The 18,404-nt window shown below is 72.0% G+C and carries 16 protein-coding genes; 8 read left to right on the top strand and 8 right to left on the bottom strand.

All coding sequences use genetic code 11. The annotated features are described in order from the left end of the window. The first annotated feature begins 12 nt into the window (after positions 1 to 12). The 5 genes from FHD63_RS09340 to FHD63_RS09320 are packed head-to-tail and all read left to right on the top strand — an operon-like array spanning position 13 to position 4,666. Positions 13 to 1,335: a M50 family metallopeptidase gene (locus FHD63_RS09340; RefSeq protein WP_139721827.1), complete on the top strand. Its 1,323-nt coding sequence runs from the start codon at positions 13 to 15 to the stop codon at positions 1,333 to 1,335. Between the two features lie 55 nt (positions 1,336 to 1,390). Continuing rightward, a complete protein-coding gene (gene ispG, locus FHD63_RS09335) occupies positions 1,391 to 2,572 on the top strand; it encodes a flavodoxin-dependent (E)-4-hydroxy-3-methylbut-2-enyl-diphosphate synthase (RefSeq protein WP_139721826.1) in 1,182 nt (393 codons plus the stop codon). Positions 2,573 to 2,607: 35 nt separating this feature from the next. After that, positions 2,608 to 3,471: a GNAT family N-acetyltransferase gene (locus FHD63_RS09330; RefSeq protein ID WP_139721825.1), complete on the top strand. Its 864-nt coding sequence runs from the start codon at positions 2,608 to 2,610 to the stop codon at positions 3,469 to 3,471. Then, the gene (locus FHD63_RS09325) at positions 3,468 to 4,175 is read left to right on the top strand and encodes a nucleoside/nucleotide kinase family protein (RefSeq protein ID WP_238705608.1); all 708 of its coding nucleotides are present in this window, start codon (positions 3,468 to 3,470) and stop codon (positions 4,173 to 4,175) included. Before FHD63_RS09330 ends, FHD63_RS09325 begins: the two co-directional genes overlap by 4 nt. A 14-nt stretch (positions 4,176 to 4,189) precedes the next feature. Next, entirely contained in the window at positions 4,190 to 4,666 is a 477-nt protein-coding gene (locus FHD63_RS09320) for an SRPBCC family protein (protein ID WP_139721824.1), read from the top strand. Between the two features lie 31 nt (positions 4,667 to 4,697). Here FHD63_RS09320 and FHD63_RS09315 read toward each other — a convergent pair whose 3' ends face one another. The 6 genes from FHD63_RS09315 to FHD63_RS09290 form a co-directional block, all read right to left on the bottom strand. Beyond that, on the bottom strand, positions 4,698 to 5,468 hold the full coding sequence (locus FHD63_RS09315; RefSeq protein ID WP_139721823.1) for an amino acid ABC transporter ATP-binding protein: 771 nt from the start codon (positions 5,466 to 5,468) through the stop codon (positions 4,698 to 4,700). Continuing rightward, on the bottom strand, positions 5,468 to 6,271 hold the full coding sequence (locus FHD63_RS09310) for an amino acid ABC transporter permease (RefSeq protein WP_139721822.1): 804 nt from the start codon (positions 6,269 to 6,271) through the stop codon (positions 5,468 to 5,470). The genes FHD63_RS09315 and FHD63_RS09310 overlap by 1 nt, the downstream gene beginning before the upstream one ends. Before the next feature lie 11 nt (positions 6,272 to 6,282). Further along, the gene (locus FHD63_RS09305) at positions 6,283 to 7,098 is read right to left on the bottom strand and encodes a transporter substrate-binding domain-containing protein (protein ID WP_139721821.1); all 816 of its coding nucleotides are present in this window, start codon (positions 7,096 to 7,098) and stop codon (positions 6,283 to 6,285) included. A gap of 70 nt (positions 7,099 to 7,168) precedes the next feature. Further along, on the bottom strand, positions 7,169 to 8,707 hold the full coding sequence (gene glpK, locus FHD63_RS09300; protein ID WP_139721820.1) for a glycerol kinase GlpK: 1,539 nt from the start codon (positions 8,705 to 8,707) through the stop codon (positions 7,169 to 7,171). Positions 8,708 to 8,745: 38 nt separating this feature from the next. Next, positions 8,746 to 9,480, bottom strand: coding sequence for an MIP/aquaporin family protein (locus FHD63_RS09295; RefSeq protein ID WP_139721819.1), 735 nt, complete (start codon positions 9,478 to 9,480; stop codon positions 8,746 to 8,748). A 57-nt stretch (positions 9,481 to 9,537) separates the two neighbouring features. Beyond that, on the bottom strand, positions 9,538 to 11,295 hold the full coding sequence (locus FHD63_RS09290) for a glycerol-3-phosphate dehydrogenase/oxidase (RefSeq protein WP_139721818.1): 1,758 nt from the start codon (positions 11,293 to 11,295) through the stop codon (positions 9,538 to 9,540). A 154-nt stretch (positions 11,296 to 11,449) separates the two neighbouring features. On the opposite strand from FHD63_RS09290, the gene FHD63_RS09285 reads away from it, so the two are divergent. After that, the gene (locus FHD63_RS09285; protein ID WP_139721817.1) at positions 11,450 to 12,304 is read left to right on the top strand and encodes a GNAT family N-acetyltransferase; all 855 of its coding nucleotides are present in this window, start codon (positions 11,450 to 11,452) and stop codon (positions 12,302 to 12,304) included. Positions 12,305 to 12,324: 20 nt separating this feature from the next. Here the strand turns inward: FHD63_RS09285 and FHD63_RS09280 are convergent, their stop codons facing one another. Beyond that, positions 12,325 to 14,385, bottom strand: a complete 2,061-nt coding sequence (locus FHD63_RS09280; protein WP_139721816.1) for a prolyl oligopeptidase family serine peptidase — start codon at positions 14,383 to 14,385, stop codon at positions 12,325 to 12,327. A 129-nt stretch (positions 14,386 to 14,514) separates the two neighbouring features. On the opposite strand from FHD63_RS09280, the gene FHD63_RS09275 reads away from it, so the two are divergent. Then, entirely contained in the window at positions 14,515 to 16,119 is a 1,605-nt protein-coding gene (locus FHD63_RS09275; RefSeq protein WP_139721815.1) for a M20/M25/M40 family metallo-hydrolase, read from the top strand. Positions 16,120 to 16,206: 87 nt separating this feature from the next. Here the strand turns inward: FHD63_RS09275 and FHD63_RS09270 are convergent, their stop codons facing one another. Beyond that, positions 16,207 to 17,073 carry an alpha/beta hydrolase gene (locus FHD63_RS09270; RefSeq protein WP_139721814.1) on the bottom strand — a complete coding sequence of 289 codons (867 nt, stop codon included), beginning with the start codon at positions 17,071 to 17,073 and terminating at the stop codon, positions 16,207 to 16,209. A gap of 79 nt (positions 17,074 to 17,152) precedes the next feature. Here FHD63_RS09270 and FHD63_RS09265 point away from each other — a divergent pair, with 79 nt between their 5' ends. Then, positions 17,153 to 18,361, top strand: coding sequence for a cysteine desulfurase-like protein (locus tag FHD63_RS09265; RefSeq protein ID WP_139721813.1), 1,209 nt, complete (start codon positions 17,153 to 17,155; stop codon positions 18,359 to 18,361). Positions 18,362 to 18,404: the final 43 nt, after the last annotated feature.

Below are 18,404 nucleotides of genomic sequence, written 5' to 3'. Positions count from 1 at the left end.
GAGGAGGTTCGCATGCTCTACCTGCTCGGCGTGCTCGTGGTGTTCGTGGGCATCGCCGTCTCGATCGCTCTGCACGAGATCGGCCACCTGGTCCCGGCCAAGCTCTTCAAGGTCCGGGTGACCCAGTACATGGTGGGTTTCGGCCCCACGCTCTGGTCACGCACCCGGGGGGAGACCGAGTACGGCGTCAAGGCGATCCCGTTGGGCGGCTACATCCGGATGATCGGGATGTTCCCGCCTCGCGCCGGTGACGGCGGCCGGCTGCGGGCCAGCAGCTCCAACCCGCTGCACCTCATGGTCGAGCAGGCCCGGGAGGAGTCGCTGGAGGAGGTCGGGCCCGGCGACGAGGACCGCGTGTTCTACCGGCTGCCGGTCTGGAAGCGGATCGTCGTCATGGCCGGGGGTCCGCTGATGAACCTCGCGATCAGCGCCGTGCTCATCACCCTGCTGCTGACCGTGCAGGGCCTGCCCGTCGGGACACCGACGGTCAGCCAGGTGGCCGCCTGCGCCAACACGGACGTCGCGGACGACGACTGCGACGGCCAGCCCGCCTCGCCGGCGGCCGAGGCCGGGTTCGAGGTCGGCGACACCATCGTCTCCGTCGACGGCACGCCCGTCGAGGACTGGGCCTCGACCACCTACGCCATCCAGAACGCCGGTGAGCAGGCGACCTTCGTCGTCGAGCGCGGTGACACCACGCAGACCCTGACCGCGGACCTGGTGCTGCGGGAACGCCCCCTCGTGACCGCCGAGGGGGAGCCTGTGCTCGACGACGAGGGTGAGCTGGTCTACGGGGAGGTCGGCTTCCTCGGTGCCTCCCCGACCGTCGTCAACGAGCCGCAGCCGCTCACCTCGGTCCCCCCCGTCGTGGGGGAGATGTTCACCGGGACGGCGGGGATCGTCCTCACCCTCCCGCAGCGCATGGTGGACGTGGCGCAGGCCGCGTTCGGCGCCGAGGAGCGCGACCCCAACGGGCCGATGTCGGTCGTCGGCGTCGGGCGGGTGGCCGGCGAGGTCACCCAGGACGGTCTGGGCGGGCTCGTGGAGACCGCGCAGGAGCGGTTCTGGCTGCTGGTGTCGCTCCTGGCCTCGCTCAACATGGCGCTGTTCGTCTTCAACCTCATCCCGCTGCTGCCGCTGGACGGCGGGCACATCGCGGGGGCGCTCTGGGAGGGTGTGAAGAAGACCTGGGCCCGGGTGTTCCGCCGGCCCGACCCCGGCCCGGTCGACACGGCTGCCGCGCTGCCGGTCGCGTACGCCGTCGCCGTCGGGCTCCTGGGGATGACCGCCCTGCTCATCTACGCCGACATCGTCCGCCCGGTGCAGCTCGGCTGACCCGCGCCCAGCGGGTGCCCAGGGAGACACCAGCCCGGGGTGCGACAATGAGCGCATGACTGCTGGTGTCCCCATCTCCCTCGGTATGCCCTCCGCCCCGCCTCCCGTCCTCGCGCCCCGGCGCCCGACCCGCAAGATCAAGGTCGGCAAGGTGGAGGTGGGCGGGGACGCCCCGATCTCGGTCCAGTCGATGACGACCACGCCGACGACCGACATCAACGCGACCCTGCAGCAGATCGCCGAGCTCACCGCCACCGGGTGCGACATCGTGCGGGTCGCCTGCCCCAGCCAGGACGACGCGGACGCGCTGCCGGCCATCGCGAAGAAGTCGCAGATCCCGGTCATCGCCGACATCCACTTCCAGCCGAAGTACGTCTACGCGGCGATCGACGCCGGGTGCGCGGCGGTCCGGGTCAACCCGGGCAACATCCGCAAGTTCGACGACCAGGTCAAGCAGATCGCGAAGGCCGCCAAGGACGCGGGAGTGTCCATCCGCATCGGCGTCAACGCCGGATCCCTGGACAAGCGGCTGCTGGACAAGTACGGCAAGCCGACGGCCGAGGCGCTGGTCGAGTCCGCGGTGTGGGAGGCCAGCCTCTTCGAGGAGCACGACTTCCACGACTTCAAGATCTCGGTGAAGCACAACGACCCGGTCGTCATGGTGCGCGCCTACGAGATGCTCTCCGAGCGGGGTGACTGGCCGCTGCACCTCGGCGTCACCGAGGCCGGCCCGGCCTTCCAGGGCACCATCAAGTCCTCCGTCGCCTTCGGGGCGCTGCTGTCCCAGGGCATCGGCGACACCATCCGGGTCTCGCTGTCCGCCCCGCCGGTGGAGGAGGTCAAGGTCGGCAACCAGATCCTCCAGAGCCTCAACCTCAAGCCGCGCAAGCTGGAGATCGTCTCCTGCCCCTCCTGCGGGCGGGCCCAGGTCGACGTCTACACCCTCGCCGAGGAGGTCACCGCCGGCCTGGAGGGGCTCGAGGTGCCGCTGCGCGTGGCCGTCATGGGCTGCGTGGTCAACGGTCCGGGCGAGGCCCGGGAGGCCGACCTCGGGGTCGCCTCCGGCAACGGCAAGGGGCAGATCTTCGTCAAGGGCGAGGTCGTCAAGACCGTGCCCGAGAGCCAGATCGTCGAGACCCTGCTGGAGGAGGCCATGCGGATCGCCGAGGAGATGGGCGAGCCCGAGGACGGCGGCGCCGGCACCTCGACCGGCGCGCCCACCGTGACCGTCGGGTGACGCGCCGGCAACAGCGCACCGGGTAACGTCTGGTCATGGCACCGGACCCCATCAGCCGGCAGACCGCCCGCCAGTCCACGTGGCACGAGGTGTGCCGCGCGTTCCACCTCGTCGACCGCGGCGATCTCACGGTGGTGCACGAGCACATGCCGTCCGGCACCGCCGCCCAGCCGCACACCCACGACCGGGGTCGGCAGTTCTTCTACGTCCTCGCGGGAACGGGCACGATGACCCTCGGACGTCGCGAGGTGCAGGTGCCGCCCGGGTCCGGCATCGAGGTGCCCCCGCGCACCCGCCACTTCATGCGCAACGACGGCGACGAGGACCTGGAGATGATCGTCGTCACGACCCCGCGGGCCAGCGGCGCGCCGCACGTGCGGGACCGGCCCCTGGGTCGGGACCGCGGTGGTCTGGTGGTCGGGTCGCACCTGCGGCAGACCCGGCCCGGCGACCTCGCTGCCGTGGTCAGCTTCGAGGAGGCGATGGACACCAGTCCCTTCCTCGGCCAGGGCGGGCACGACTGGCACGAGCAGGCGCTGCAGGACCCGGACCTCGAGCACTGGGTGCTCGTCGACCGGCTCGACCGGGTGATCGCCTTCGGCATCCTCGTCGGCGTCGGCGGTGGCGACGTCGTGGAGATCCGCCGCATGGTCGTGGCCCCCGAGGGCCGTGGCCAGGGCCTGGGGCGGCTGCTCCTGCGCCACCTGCTCGAGCACGCCCTGGCCGGACCCCGGGTGCGCCGGGTCTGGCTGGACGTGAGCGCGGACAACACCCGGGCCCGCTCGCTCTACCGCACCTTCGGGTTCGTCGAGAAGCCGCCGCCGCCGGACGCCACGCTGCTCGACAACGGCGTCTACATGGAGTGGGGCGACACCCACCGCATACCCTTGAGCGGGTGACTGCTCCCGGGTTCCTGCCGCTGCGCCAGCTCGTCCTCGTCGACCTGCTCGGACTCATGCTCGCCGTCCGCCCGGGGGAGCGTGCGGTCATCGCCCTGGACGGCCCGGACGGGGTGGGCAAGACGCGGCTGGCGGCCGAGCTGGTGGCCCTCGCCCCGCACGTGGCCGGCCGCGAGCTGCACGCGGTCTCGGTGGACGGCTTCCACCACCCCCGCCAGGAGCGCTACGCACGCGGCCGGACCGGGATGACCTGCTACCAGGACTCCTACGACTACGACGCGCTGCGCCGGGCCGTCCTCTGGCCGTTCCGGGCAGGCGGGGACATCGTGCCCGCGGTCTTCGACGTCGGCCGCGAGGAGCCGGTCTCCCCCGAGCCGGTCGGTCTCTCCGAGGACGCCGTCCTCCTGGTGGAGGGGGTCTTCCTGCGGCGTCCGGAGCTGCGCGGAGAGTGGGACGCCACGTGCCTGGTCACCGCGCCGGAGTCGGTGACGGTGCCCCGCGGCAACGCGCGGTTCCCCGCCTCCCGCGTGTCCGGGGACGACCTGCCCGGACATCCGGCCAACGCGCGCTACGTTGAGGCGCAGCGCCTCTACCGGCTGCAGGCCCGCACGTGGGCGCCGGAGTGGATCGTCGACAACACCGACCTGCAACGGCCGGAGCTGGTCTGGCCGGACCCCGACGAGCCCCAGTGGTTCGACCAGTGACAGGAGGGACCCATATGCCACTGGCGCCGCTGCCCTACGCCACCTCGCGCAGCATCCTCGTGCAGGCTCCTCCCGAGCGCATCTTCACCGAGCTCGTCGACTTCCGGCGCTGGCGGGACTGGTCGCCCTGGGAGGCGCTGGACCCGCGCATGCACCGCAGCTACTCCGGGCCCAAGTCGGGGGTGGGGTCGGAGTACGCCTGGGACGGCAGCACCAAGGCCGGCGCCGGGTCGATGCGCATCACCGGGGCGCAGGCGCCGCGCTCGGTGCAGATCGACCTGCACTTCGAGAAGCCGTTCCCGACCGACAACGACATCCGCTTCGACCTCGTCCCGCAGCCGGAGCAGGACCGGACCCTGGTGACCTGGAGTATGTCCGGCCGGCACACCGGCGTCATGCGGGTGCTCGGCCGGGTCATGTCGATGGACCGGCTCGTCGGCAAGGACTTCGAGAGGGGCCTGGCCCGGCTCAAGGACCTCGCCGAGCGCTGAGCACGCCGACGCCGCGCGACGCGCCGCGCCCCTAGAGGACCTTGGAGAGGAACTCCTGGGTGCGTGCCTCCCGGGGGTTGCTGAGCACCTCGCGCGGGTCGCCCTCCTCGCAGATGACGCCGTCGGCCATGAAGACGAGCTTGTCGCCGACCTCCCGGGCGAAGCCCATCTCGTGGGTGACGACCATCATCGTCATGCCCTCGCCCGCCAGCGTCTTCATGACGTCGAGCACGTCGCCGACCAGCTCGGGGTCCAGCGCCGAGGTGGGCTCGTCGAAGAGCATCATGTCCGGGTCCATGGACAGCGCCCGGGCGATGGCGACGCGCTGCTGCTGGCCACCCGACAGGTGGGCCGGGTAGGCGTCGACCTTGTCCGACAGCCCGACCCGGTCGAGGTTGCCGCGGGCGACCTCCTCGGCCTCCCTGCGGCTGCGCTTCTTCGCCCGCTGCTGCGCGATGGTGAGGTTGCGCAGCACGGTCATGTGGCTGAAGAGGTTGAACTGCTGGAACACCATGCCGATCCGGGACCGGACCGCGTCGAGCTCGGTCTCCGGGTCGGTGATGTCGATGCCCTCGATGAGCACCTGGCCCGAGGTGGGCTCCTCGAGCCGGTTGACGCAGCGCAGCAGCGTCGACTTGCCGGAGCCGGACGGGCCGATGACGCAGACGACCTGACCGGAGTCGACGTGGAAGTCGATGCCGGTGAGGACGTGGTTGTCGCCGAAGGACTTGTGCAGGTCGCGGATCTCGATGGCCGGGGCGCCGTGGTCGATCTGCTGGGTCGGGTGCAGTCGGGTCGTCATCAGCGGGACCTCTTCTGTCGACGCTCGAGCCACGCCACCACGCGGGTGAGCGGCAGGGTGATCGCGAGGTACATCAGGCAGGCGAAGACCAGACTGGTGGCGGTGCCGGCCGACGGGCCGCTCGCCATGAAGTCCCGCGCCATGGTGGTGAGCTCCTTCTCGTTGGCCGCCATCCCGACGACGAAGAGCAACGACGTGTCCTTGATGAGGATGACCAGCTCGTTGGTCAGCGGGGGGATGACGATCCGCAGCGCCTGCGGCATGACGACCGTGGCCATGGTCCACGGGCCGCTCATGCCGAGCGACCGCGCCGCCTCGGTCTGACCCTTGGGGACCGCCTCGATGCCGGCCCGGATGGTCTCCGCCATGTAGGCGGCGGCCACCAGCATGAGCCCGACCAGGCCGGCGCCGATGGTGCCACCGGGCGGTCGCCACCCGAAGGCGATGGGGACGCCGAGAGCCATGAACAGGATGACGACCAGCGCGGGAAGGCCACGGAACAGCTCGATGTAGGCCGTCGCCAGCCAGCGGAAGGGCGCCACCGGTGCCAGCTTCATGAGCACCAGGACCATCGCCAGCACGAAGCCGCCGACGAAGGCGATGACCGTGTAGAGGATGGTGTTGCGTGCCCCGACGAACACGAAGTCCTGCCAGGTGCCGGTGAAGCCCTCGACGAGGAAGAAGCTCGACGAGATCGCCTCCCAGTCCGCGATGAGCACGAAGGTGACGGCCAGGACGACGAAGAGGGCGTACAGCGTCAGCCGTACGGCCCGCTGTCGCTGCGTGCGGGTCAGAGAGCCCATCTGGCGTCGGCTCAGTCCTCGGTGCTGAAGTACGAGTCGTAGATCTCGTCGTACTCGCCGCTGTCGCGCAGCTCGCTCAGCTGCTCGTTGACGGCCTCCACCAGGGCGGTGTTGTCCTGCTGCATCGCCAGGCCGTAGGTCTCGTCGGTGGAGTACTCCTCGACGACCTCGAAGTCACCGTTCTCGGCGTTGTCGATGTTCACCGGCAGGTCCTGCAGGATCGCGTCGATCTGCCCGGCCTGGATGGCCTGGAACAGCTCGGCGTTGCTGGGGAAGGCGGTGATGGTCGCGTCGGGGGCGTTCTCCTGGGTGTAGGCCTCACCCGTCGTGCCCTGCTGCACGCCGACCGTCCGTCCGGGGAGGTCGTCGATCCCCGCGATGTCGGAGTCGGCGGGGACGAGGAGGGACTGCTGGGAGTCGTAGTAGCCGTCGGAGAAGGCGAGGTTCTCCTGGCGCTCCTCGGTGATGGTCATGGCCGAGGCGGCCAGGTCGCAGTCACCGGAGTTGAGAGCGAGACCGGACTGCAGCGCGTCGAAGGAGGAGTCCTTGATCTCGAGCTCGAGGTCCAGACCTTCGGCCACCGCGCTGACGATGTCGACGTCGAAGCCGGTGAAGCCGGAGTCGGTGGACTCGTCGAAGTCCTCGAACGGGGGGTAGGGGACGTCGGAGCAGACGGTCAGGGTGCCGTCGGTCACGAGGTCGAGGTCGGCGCCGGCCGCCTCGCCCCCGCCGGCCTCGCTCTCCGAGCCACCGTCGTCGGAGCCGCAGGCGGCGAGGGAGAAGGCCAGGGCGCTGGCCGCGATCACGGGGAGGATGGAGTTCTTCATGGGCGCACCATACGTCCGGCCCGGGCGAAACGCGCTCACCCGGGCCGGATCGTGACCGAATCGATGCCGGTCAGCTGCTCTCGGCCTCCTCGACGGCCTCCTCCGCCGCCTCGGCGTCCTCGTCGACCCAGTCGAAGGTCTTGGTCACGGCCTTCTTCCACTGGCGGTAGAGCCGGTCACGCTCGGCGTCCTTCATCCGAGGACTCCAGCGCTGGCCTTCCTCCCAGTTGTCGATGACGTCCTGCTCGCCGCTGAAGAACCCCACGGCGATGCCCGCGGCGTAGGCGGCCCCGAGGGCGGTCGTCTCGGCCACCTTGGGGCGCACGACGTCGACCCCGAGGATGTCGGCCTGGAACTGCATGAGGGTCTCGTTGGCGACCATGCCGCCGTCCACCCGCAGCTCGGTCAGCTCGACACCGGAGTCGGCGTTCATCGCGTCGGCGACCTCACGGGTCTGGAAGGCGGTGGACTCCAGGGCGGCGCGGGCGATGTGGTTCCTGTTGACGTAGCGGGTCAGACCGACGATGGCGCCGCGGGCGTCGTCCTTCCAGTAGGGCGCGAAGAGCCCGGAGAAGGCCGGCACGATGTAGCAGCCACCGTTGTCGTCGACCTGGGTCGCCAGCTGCTCGATCTCCGGCGCGTCCGAGATGAGCCCGATGTTGTCCCGCAGCCACTGCACGAGCGAGCCGGTCACGGCGATCGAGCCCTCGAGGGCGTACACCGCGTCCTGGTCGCCGATCTTGTAGCAGACCGTGGTGAGCAGGCCGTTCTCGCTGGGGACGATCTCGGTGCCGGTGTTGAGCAGCATGAAGTTGCCCGTGCCGTAGGTGTTCTTGCTCATGCCCTTCTCGAAGCAGGCCTGGCCGAAGGTCGCCGCCTGCTGGTCGCCGAGGATGCCGGCGATCGGCACGTGCAGCTTGGTGCTCTCGCCGTAGACCTCCGCCGAGGACCTGATCTCCGGCAGCATGGACAGCGGGATGCCCATGTCGGAGGCCACCTGCTCGGACCAGCTGAGCGAATGCAGGTCCATGAGCATGGTGCGGGAGGCATTGGTGACGTCGGTGACGTGCACGCCGCCCTGGGTGCCGCCGGTGAGGTTCCAGACCGTCCAGCTGTCGGTGTTGCCGAAGAGCAGGTCACCGGCCTCCGCCTTCTCCCGCGCGCCCTCGACGTTGTCGAGGATCCACTTGACCTTGGGCCCGGAGAAGTACGTCGCGAGCGGGAGCCCGCAGATGTGCTTGTACTTGTCCGCACCGTCCTCGCCCGCGAGCTCGGCGACGACCTTGTCGGTCCGGGTGTCCTGCCAGACGATGGCGTTGTAGACGGCCTCACCGGTGTTCTTGTCCCACACCACCGCGGTCTCGCGCTGGTTGGTGATCCCGATGGCGGCCAGGTCGTCGTTGCCGATCCCGCCCTTGCCCAGGGCGGTGCCGATGACCTCCTTGGTGTTGCGCCAGATCTCGGCCGGGTCGTGCTCGACCCATCCGGCCTTCGGGAAGATCTGCTCGTGCTCCTTCTGCCCGACCGAGTGGATCTCGCCGCTCTTGGTGAACACGATGGCACGGGTGCTCGTGGTTCCCTGGTCGATGGCCAGGACGTAGTCAGCCATGGATGCGCTCCTTCACGTCGTTGTGGGTGGGTTGGGTGTCAGCCGTACAGCGCGGCGACGAGGCCGGCCAGGATGCCGCCGACGACCGGGCCGGCGATCGGCACCCAGGAGTAGCCCCAGTCGCTGGTGCCCTTGCCCGGGATGGGGAGGACGGCGTGGGCGATGCGCGGACCGAGGTCACGGGCCGGGTTGATGGCGTAGCCGGTCGGCCCGCCGAGGCTGGCGCCGATGCCGACGACGAGCAGGGCCACGGCCAGAGGACCGAGCTCGTTGGGGGTGTTGCCGAACATGATGACGACGAAGACCAGCACGAAGGTGCCGATGACCTCGGTGGCGAAGTTCCAGCCGTAGTTGCGGATCTCCGGCCCGGTCGAGAAGACCCCGAGCTTGGCGGCCGGGTCGCCGTCCGCGTCGAAATGCTGCTTGTAGGCCACCCAGCACAGCACGGCACCGAGGAAGGCCCCGAGCAGCTGCGCCAGGATGTAGATCACGGCGTTGCCGACGCTGGCGGCCACGCCCGGGGCGAACTCCTCGGCCCCGTTGGCCAGCAGCCCGATGGTCACCGCCGGGTTGATGTGCGCCCCGGACTTGTAGGCGGTGAAGACACCGGCGAAGACGCCGAGACCCCAGCCGAAGTTGATGAGCAGCCAGGCGGCGCTCGCGCCGCCCCCGGTGCCCTTGGTCTTGGGGAGGATGGCGTTGGCCACCACACCACAGCCGAAGAGCAGCAGCATCATCGTGCCGAGCACCTCTGAGATGAAGATCTCTCCCACGTCGCAGGATCCTTTCTGTGCTCACGGGCCCGGACGGGCGTCCGGGACCCCCGGGGGTCAGGCGTCCTTGCCCGCCCCCATCGCCTGGAGCGGGGCGACCTCACCGAGGTGGTCCCGGACCCGGGCGGCGCTCTCGTCGTCCGGCTCGGCGGCGGCTGCGATCTCCGCCTCCGCGCGGGCGGTGTAGGCCTCGATCTCGGCCTGCTTCTTCTGCTCGTCCCAGCCCAGCTCGGCAGCGGCGATCTCGGCGATCTCGGGGACCGTGTCCAGGCCCTTGCGGGGGGCCTCGTAGATGAGCCGGGTGCGCCGCATCATGAGGTCCTCGAGGTGCAGGACGCCCTCGGTGCGGCAGGCGTGGGCGATCTCGGCGCGCAGGTAGGCGGTCGAGTGCTCGAGGGTGTGGGCCAGGGAGGGGTCCTCCTCGATGAGCTCCAGCAGCTCCTCCACCAACGAGCCGTAGCGGTGCAGCAGGTGGTCGGTCATCTGCTCGCTCCAGCCGAACCGCTCGCGCAGGGCCGGCATCCGGTGCCGCATGGCGGCCTCGCCGACCGCCCCGAGCAGCGGGATCTGGTCGGTGACGCACGGCAGGTCCGCGGCCCGGCCGCCGAGCGCGAAGTCCACGGCGTCCTTGGCCATGACCCGGTAGGTCGTGAGCTTGCCGCCACCGATGACGGTGAGCCCGGGCACGGGGCTGGCGACGGTGTGCTCCCGGCTCACCTTCGCCGAGTCCGTGCCCTCCTTGGTGCCGGGCTGCAGCAGCGGGCGCAGCCCGGCATACCACCCGACGACGTCGTCCCGGGTGAGGGTCGTCTTGAGCACCGCGTTGGCGTGCTCGAGCACGTAGTCGATGTCGGCCGCGGTGGCCACCGGGTTCTGCCGGTCCAGCTCCCAGGGGGTGTCGGTGGTCCCGAGGATCCAGTAGCGCGACCAGGGGATGAAGAAGAGGACCGACTTCTCGGTCTGCAGGAACAGACCCGAGGTGCCCTGGATGCGCTCGCGGGGGATGACGAGGTGGATGCCCTTGGAGGCCAGGACGTTGAGCCCGCCGTCGGTGTCGGCCAGCCCGGAGACGTCGTCGGTCCACACGCCCGTGCAGCTGATGACGTGCTCGGCCCGCGCCTCGAAGCGCTCACCGGTCTCGAGGTCGACGAGCTCGGCACCGATCGCCTTGCCGTGCTCGTCCTTGACGATGCTGACCACCTCCGTGCGGCTGGCCGCGCGGGCGCCGTAGGTGTGCGCCGTGCGGACGAGGGTGGAGACGAGCCGGGCGTCGTCGACGGTGGCGTCGTAGTACTTCACCGCGCCGATGGCGGTGTCGTGGCGGAGGTCGGGGAACTGCTTGCTGAGCCCGCCGCGCGTGGTGTGCTGGTGGATCGGCAGGGCGCGTCGCCCGGGCATGATGTTGGCCAGCACGTCGTAGAGCGTGACCCCGGCGCCGTAGTAGGCGCGCTGCCACACCCGGTGCTCGAGGGGGATGAGGAACGGCATGGGCTTGACGAGGTGCGGGGCCAGCGTCTTGAGCAGCAGCCCGCGCTCGGTGAGCGCCTCGTGCACGAGCTTGAAGTCGAGCATCTGCAGGTAGCGCAGGCCGCCGTGCACGAGCTTGGTGGACCACTGGGAGGTGCCGGAGGCCCAGTCCTGCGCCTCGACGATGACGGTCGACAAACCGCGGGTGGCGGCGTCGAGGGCCGCCCCGGCCCCGGTCACCCCGCCCCCGACGACGAGCACGTCGAGCGGTCGACCTCCTGAGCCCGACTCCTTGAGGGCCTGGATCGCCTGCTCTCGGCTGGCGGGGTCGAGTGCTCGAGGCTGCATGGTGGCCTTCCGGTGGTGGACGTCCCGTGGTGCCCTCCGATCCTGCCCTGCCCCGACCGGTCCCGCAAGGGCACGGAGCCGGACGTCGTGGCTCGTCAGGTGTGTCGCGCGGGCCCGTGTCGCACGAGCGCGACGGGTGGGGCAGGCTGGGGGCATGCTGCGCACCCTGGGCTCCGGGACGTCGAGCGTGCGCGCCTACGGTCTGCAGGACGTCCGGCGCGCCCTCGACGTGTGCGCCGAGGACCCGGTGACCAACGTCTTCGTCGCCGCACGCATCCGCGAGAGCGGTCTCGTCGGCACCCGCGGACCGCTCTACGGCTACGAGGCCGGCGGGGAGCACGCCCTCTGCTGGTGCGCGGCCAACGTGGTCCCGGTCGGTGCGAGCCCGCGGGCCCTGGGGGCGCTGGCGGGAGCGGTGGTCAAGCGCCGGGCGACGGCGAGCTCGGTCTTCGGCCCGGCCGACCAGGTGCTGGACCTGTGGGGCCGCCTGCGCCGGCACTGGGGTGAGCCGCGCGAGGTGCGCCGCAACCAGCCGGTCATGACCATGCAGGTCCTCCCGAGCGAGGTCGGTGTGCCCCTGGACCGGCAGGTGCGGACCGCGCGCCCCGAGGAGGTGGACCTCGTGCTGCCCGCGGCCGCGGCGATGTTCACCGAGGAGATCGGCTACCCGCCCTACCGGGGCAACGCCACGGCATACCGTGGCGCGGTGGCCGGTCTCGTCGACGAGGGGCGCACGCTGGTGCGGGTGGAGGAGGGGGAGGTCGTCTTCAAGGCCGACCTCGGCTCGGTGGCGCTCGGGGTGGCCCAGGTGCAGGGGGTGTGGGTGCACCCGCGGTGGCGCGGCCAGGGTCTCGCGGCGCCGGCGATGGCCTCCGTGGTGGAGCACACCATCCGGCACGTCGCCCCGGTCGTCACCCTCTACGTCAACGACTTCAACGCCCCGGCCCTGGCGACCTACCGTCGGGTCGGGATGGTGCAGACCGGCACCTTCGCCACGGTTCTGCTCTGAGGGTCCGCCCCCGGGCCGGCTCAGCCGGTGAGGCGCTCGTGCAGGAAGGCCCAGGCCAGCGCGTGCCAGGTCGCCCACTGGGCGGCCGTGCTGGCGCCCCCGTGCCCACCCTCGGTGTTCTCCCAGTACGTCACGTCGCGTCCGTGCTCCTCCAGCAGCGCCGCCATCTTGCGCGCGTGACCGGGGTGCACGCGGTCGTCACGGGTGGACGTCGCGAGGTAGACCGGCGGCGTCGGACGGGCCGGGTCGAACCGCTGGTAGGGCGAGAACGTCTGCAGCCACTCCCACTGCTCCGGGTCGTCGGGGTCGCCGTACTCCGCCATCCACGAGGCGCCCGCCAGCAGGTGGTGGTAGCGCGCCATGTCGAGCAGCGGGACCTGGCAGACGACCGCCCCGAAGTCCTCCGGGTAGCCGGTGAGCATGTTGCCCACCAGCAGCCCGCCGTTGCTGCGGCCGGTCGTGCCCAGCCGCGGCACGGAGGTGATGCCGCGGGCGACGAGGTCCCGCGCGACCGCGACGAAGTCCTCGTAGGCCCGGTGGCGCTGCTCCTGGAGGGCACCCTGGTGCCAGCGCGGCCCGAACTCCCCGCCCCCACGGATGCCCGCGACGACGTGCACGTGTCCGTGCGCGAGCCAGGCCCGGCCGACGATGGGGTCGTAGGCGGGGGTGAGCGCGTGCTCGAACCCGCCGTAGCCGTGCAGCACCGTCGGCGTCGAGCCGTCCTCGGGCAGGTCGACGGGGCCCACCTGCCAGTAGGGCACCCGGGTGCCGTCCGCCGACGTGGCCCACTGCTGGGTCACCTCCAGGCCGGTGGCGTCGAAGCGCTGCGGCGCGCGCCGCAGCGACTCGAGCCGCAGCTCCTGCCCCTCGGCGAGATGGGCCAGCGAGAGGGTCATCGGGTCGAGGAACCCGGTCGTGACGACCCACAGGTCGTCGCTCTCGTGGTCATCGACGGCCGACAGGCTCACCGTCCGCAGGCCGACCTCGAGAGCCTCGGTGAGGTCGGTGGTGACCCACCCCTGCGACGTCCGGCGGTGCGCCTGCACGGTATGCCGGACCTCGTGCAGGGTGGTCGTGACGAGCTGGTGGGCGGTCCAGGTGAGCCCGACCAGGGCGGACCGCTCGTCCGGGGCGACCAGGCAGGTCCAGCCCGCCGAGGCCGGGTCCGCCAGGACCGCCGCCAGCGGTGCCACCACCAGCGAGCCCGGTGCGTACTCCAGCCCGGGCCGCGGCCGCCAGGCGTGGCGCAGCTCGACGGCCACCTGGTCCCCGTGCACCGAGATCGCGGCCGTCTCGGGCAGGTCGAGCGCCTGCACCCCGTCGTGGGTCAGGACGAGCGCCTGCTCGCGGTAGAAGGCCGGCACCCTGGTGAGCACGGTCTGGTCGCGCTCCTGGTCGTGGTGCACGAACACCCCCAGGTCCTCCTCGCCCACGGTGTGGACGACCCGGGCGTCGGCGACCGGGGTGCCGCGGCGCCAGAGCCGCACCGTCCGCGGGTAGCCCGAGCGGGTGGCGCCGGTCGGGTCGTCGGCGGTGGTGAGGAAGACGTGGTCGTGGTCCCGCCACGTCAGCCGGCCCTTGGCCTCGGGCTTGGCGAAGCCCTCGGGCCCGGTGACGAACCGCCCGGAGGTCAGGTCGAGCTCCCGGGTGGTGCCGGCATCCGAGCCGCCGCGGGACAGGTGCACCAGGGCCCGGTCGCGCTCCGGGCGCAGCAGGCTCGCCCCCTGCCACACCCACGGCACGTCCTCGTCCTCGGCGAGGGCGTCGACGTCGACGAGCACCTCCCACCGCGGGTCGTCGGTCCGGTAGGACTCCCAGGTGGTGCGACGCCAGACCCCACGGGGGTGCTCGGCGTCGGTCCAGAAGCCGTAGAGGTGGTCGCCCGCCTGGCCGACGAGGGGGATGCGGTCACTGGCCTCGAGCGCGTCGCGGATGCCGTCGTGCAGCGCGGGGAAGGCCGGGCCGGCCCTCAGGGCGGCCTCGCTGGCCGCCGACCGCTCGCGCACCCACTCCAGGGCCTCGGGCGACTCGACCTCCTCGAGCCAACGGTGCGGGTCGGTACCGGTCGCGGTCGGGGTCATGGCTCCATGTCATCATAACGCCGCGGCAGAGCCTCGGGTCGGTACTGGCCAAGCCCACGCCCCGGGTCTAGGTTGACTCGCGGGCCCCCGTCCCAGCGGGCCCGTCCACCGAGTGACGAAGGAGTCCTCATGAACCACCGCCTGCGCCCCCGGCGCACGCTGGGCGCGGCCGCCGCCGGCGCCCTCGTCGCCTCCGCCCTGGTCGCCGCGCCCTCCGGCGCGGCTCCGGCCACGAACGGCTGCGACAACCGCACCAACAACACCTACGCCAAGCTCCTCGAGTGCGTGACGGCCGAGGGCGTCACCGAGCACCTCGAGGCGTTCCAGGCCATCGCGGACGCCAACGACGGCAACCGCGCCGACCAGACGCCCGGTTACGACGCCAGCGTCGACTACGTGGTCGAGACGCTGGAGGCGGCCGGCTGGTCGGCCGAGGTGGTGCCGTTCACCTACGACGCCGCCGACGTGGCACTGCGCCAGCTGACGCCCGTCGCGGCGGACTACCCGGCCAACGACGCCACCGGCACGGGCGAAGGGGACGTGAGCGGCGACGTCGTCCCGGTGGACGTCAACCTCTCGGGCGACCGCGCCAACAGCAGCGGGTGCGAGGCGGCGGACTTCGCCGGGCTGGACCTCTCCGGACCGAGCGACATCGCGCTCGTGCAGCGAGGCTCCTGCGCCTTCGGGCTGAAGGCGCAGAACGCGCAGGCGGCCGGCGCGGAGGCCGTCGTCATCTTCAACCAGGGTGACCCCGGCACGACCGGGGGCGACAGGTTCGGCGCGGTCAACCCCACGCTGCTGCCCTTCGAGGCGAGCATCCCCGTCGTCGGCACCAGCTTCGCCGCCGGCGAGGCGCTCGCCCAGGAGGGCTCGACCGCTCAGGTCAAGGTCGACTTCTTCGAGGCGACCTCCGCCAACGTCATCGGCGAGCTGGCCGGGAAGACCGACGGCAACGTCGTCATGGCCGGTGCCCACCTGGACTCGGTGCAGGCCGGGCCGGGCATCAACGACAACGGGTCCGGCTCGGCCGGACTGCTCGAGGTCGCCCAGCAGATGAGCAAGTCCAAGCCCCAGAACACGGTGCGGTTCGCCTGGTGGGGAGCCGAGGAGCTGGGGCTCATCGGCTCCACCGAGTGGGTCGAGCAGCGCACCCAGGCGGAGCTGGACGAGATCGCGCTCTACCTCAACTTCGACATGATCGGCTCGCCGAACTACTACTTCGGCGTGTATGACGCCGACGAGTCGAGCTTCGAGGCTCCGGTCCTCGTCCCCGAGGGGTCGGAGGACATCGAGAGGACCTTCGAGTCGTTCTACACGCTGCGCGGCGAGCCGTACGACGACTCCGCCTTCAGCGGCCGCAGCGACTACCAGGCCTTCATCAACAACGGCATCCCCTCCGGTGGGCTGTTCACCGGCGCCGAGGTCGTCAAGACCGAGGAGCAGGAGGCGATCTGGGGCGGCGTGGCCGGCGAGGCCTTCGACCCGTGCTACCACCAGGCGTGCGACACCCTCGACAACGTCGACCAGCACGCGCTGTCGGTGAACGCCGACGCCGTCGCCTTCGCCGTGTTCACCTACGCCGCCTCCACCGAAGCGGTCAACGGGGTCGCGGGCGCGAGGATCCCGGGTCGGTTCACCGTGCCCGAGCCGGCCGGTCCCGAGCACACCTTCGCGGGTCCGCTGGGCGGCGACGACCACGGCCACGACCACGACGTGGTGGGCGAGCACGAGTGACGCGTGGCCCGGGCCTCCCGGCCCGGGCCGACGGTGACCGAGGGTGGGTGGGCCGAGCGCCCACCCACCCTCGTCGCGCGTGCCGGGTCAGCCGGAGGGCGGCGCGGGGGCGAGGTCGACGTGCGGCGGCGCCGGGGCGGCGTACCCGCGCAGCAGCCAGGCCAGCGCCTCCCGGACGCGGCCGGCCCACGCGGTCTCGTGGTGGTGGGCCACCGCGTCGAAGACGTAGCGCACCGGCACCCGCGCTCGCCGCAGCGAGGCCAGCAGCCGCTCGGCGTCGGCCACGTAGCGCTGCTCGCGCTCCGGGTCGGCGGGGTCCTCCCGCCCGCCCACGTCCAGGTGGACGCGTCCGGTCAGCCCGCCCTCCAGCGCCTCCTCCAGGTCGACCAGGCTCTGCTCGCCCGGCCACCAGAACGCCGGGGAGAACAGCCCGACGCCACCGACCGTCTCCGGGCGCCGCCGCCACAGGTGGGCGCTGACGACGGCGCCCAACGAGCTGCCGGCCACCACCGTGTGCTCCCGGTCCGGGAGGGTCCGCAGCGTGGCGTCGACCGCCGGCTTGAGCTCGTCGAGGAGGAAGCGCAGGTAGTCCTCCGCCCGCCCGCCGCCCAGCTCGGGGTGGGGGAGCGGGGTGTACTCCTCGCCGCGCCGCGTCGGGTGGCACGGCACACCGACGACGATCGCCGTGGTGCCCTCGGCGGCCAGGGCGCTCATCGCCCGGTCCACGTGCCACACCTCGCCGGCGAACGACGCCTCCCGCAGGAAGAGGTTGTCCCCGTCGTGCAGGTAGACGACCGGGTGCCGGGTGTCGTCGTCGTCGTAGCCCGGGGGCAGCCACACCCAGAGGTGGGCGGCGCGGTCCAGTCCGGGCAGCGGTGTCACCGGCCACCGGCGCAGGTCGCCGCTGACCCCGGGGGAGCGCACGGGGACGAGGGCGTCGGCGTGGAGATCCATGGCGTGGACCCTAGCCCTGCGCCGGTGCACGGCGTGGGTCCGACCGGCCGGGCACCCGGGCCTGCCTAGAGTGGTCGGTATGCCGCTCGACGTCGCCGCCGTCCGTGCCCAGTTCCCCTCCCTGCGCTCGGGGGTCGCCTTCTTCGACGGCCCCGGGGGCTCGCAGACGCCCGAGGTGGTGGCCGCGGCCGTCGCCTCCACCCTGGCCAGCCCCCTGTCGAACCGGGGGGTCGTCACCGCCAGCGAGCGACGTGCCGACGACGTCGTCGTCCAGGCGCGGTCCGCCCTGGGGGACCTGCTGGGTGTCGACCCCGGTGACGTGGTCTTCGGCCGGAGCATGACGGCGTTGACCATGGACCTGGCGCGCACCCTCGCCCGCACGCAGGGCTGGGGCGCCGGTGACGAGGTCGTGGTGAGCTCGCTGGACCACGACGCCAACATCCGCCCGTGGGTCCTCGCCGCCGAGGCCGTGGGCGCGTCCGTCCGGTGGGCCGAGGTGGATCCCGCGACCGGGGAGCTGCCCCTCGAGGCCGTCACGTCGGTGCTGTCCTCGCGGACCCGGCTCGTCGCCGTGACCGGGGCCTCCAACCTGCTCGGGACCCGCCCGGACGTGCGGGCCGTCGCCGACGCGGCGCACGAGGTCGGGGCCCTCGTGCACGTGGACGCCGTGCACCTGGCCGCCCACGCCCGCGTCGACCGGGCGGCGCTGGGCGCCGACCTGCTCTCCTGCTCGCCCTACAAGTTCTTCGGCCCGCACCTGGGGGTGCTCGTCGCGCGGCCCGGGTTGCTGGGCGACCTGCACCCGGACAAGCTCGTGCCCTCCAGCGACGCCGTTCCCGAGCGCTTCGAGCTGGGCACCCTGCCCTACGAGCTGCTCGCCGGCGCGGCGGCGGCCGTCGACGTCATCGCGGGCTGGGGCGGGGGCGGCTCTCGCCCGGATCGCCTCACCAGCGCCTTCGCGGCCGTCGAGGAGCACGAGGACGCCCTCCGCGAGCGCACCGAGCAGGGGCTGCGACAGGTCGAGGGGCTCACCCTGTGGTCCCGGGCCGCCCACCGCACCCCGACGCTGCTGTTCACCCTCGAGGGGGTGGAGCCGTCGGCCGTCCACCGCCACCTGGCCAGGCTGGACGTCAACGCCCCCGCCTCCCACTTCTACGCCTGGGAGCTGTCCCACCGGCTGGGGCTGGGGTCGACCGGCGGGGTGCGCGTGGGCCTGGCGCCCTACACCAGCACCGACGACGTGGACCGGCTGCTGGCGGGCGTGGACGAGGTGGCCGCGACCCGCTGACCCGGCACCCGGCGACGGGGTGGGCGGGCGCCAGCGAAATCGC

The organism is Serinicoccus chungangensis (assembly GCF_006337125.1).
GTDB lineage: Bacteria > Actinomycetota > Actinomycetes > Actinomycetales > Dermatophilaceae > Ornithinicoccus > Ornithinicoccus chungangensis.
Note: the sequence above shows the minus strand (reverse complement) of the source record. Positions and strands in the feature narration are given on the sequence as shown.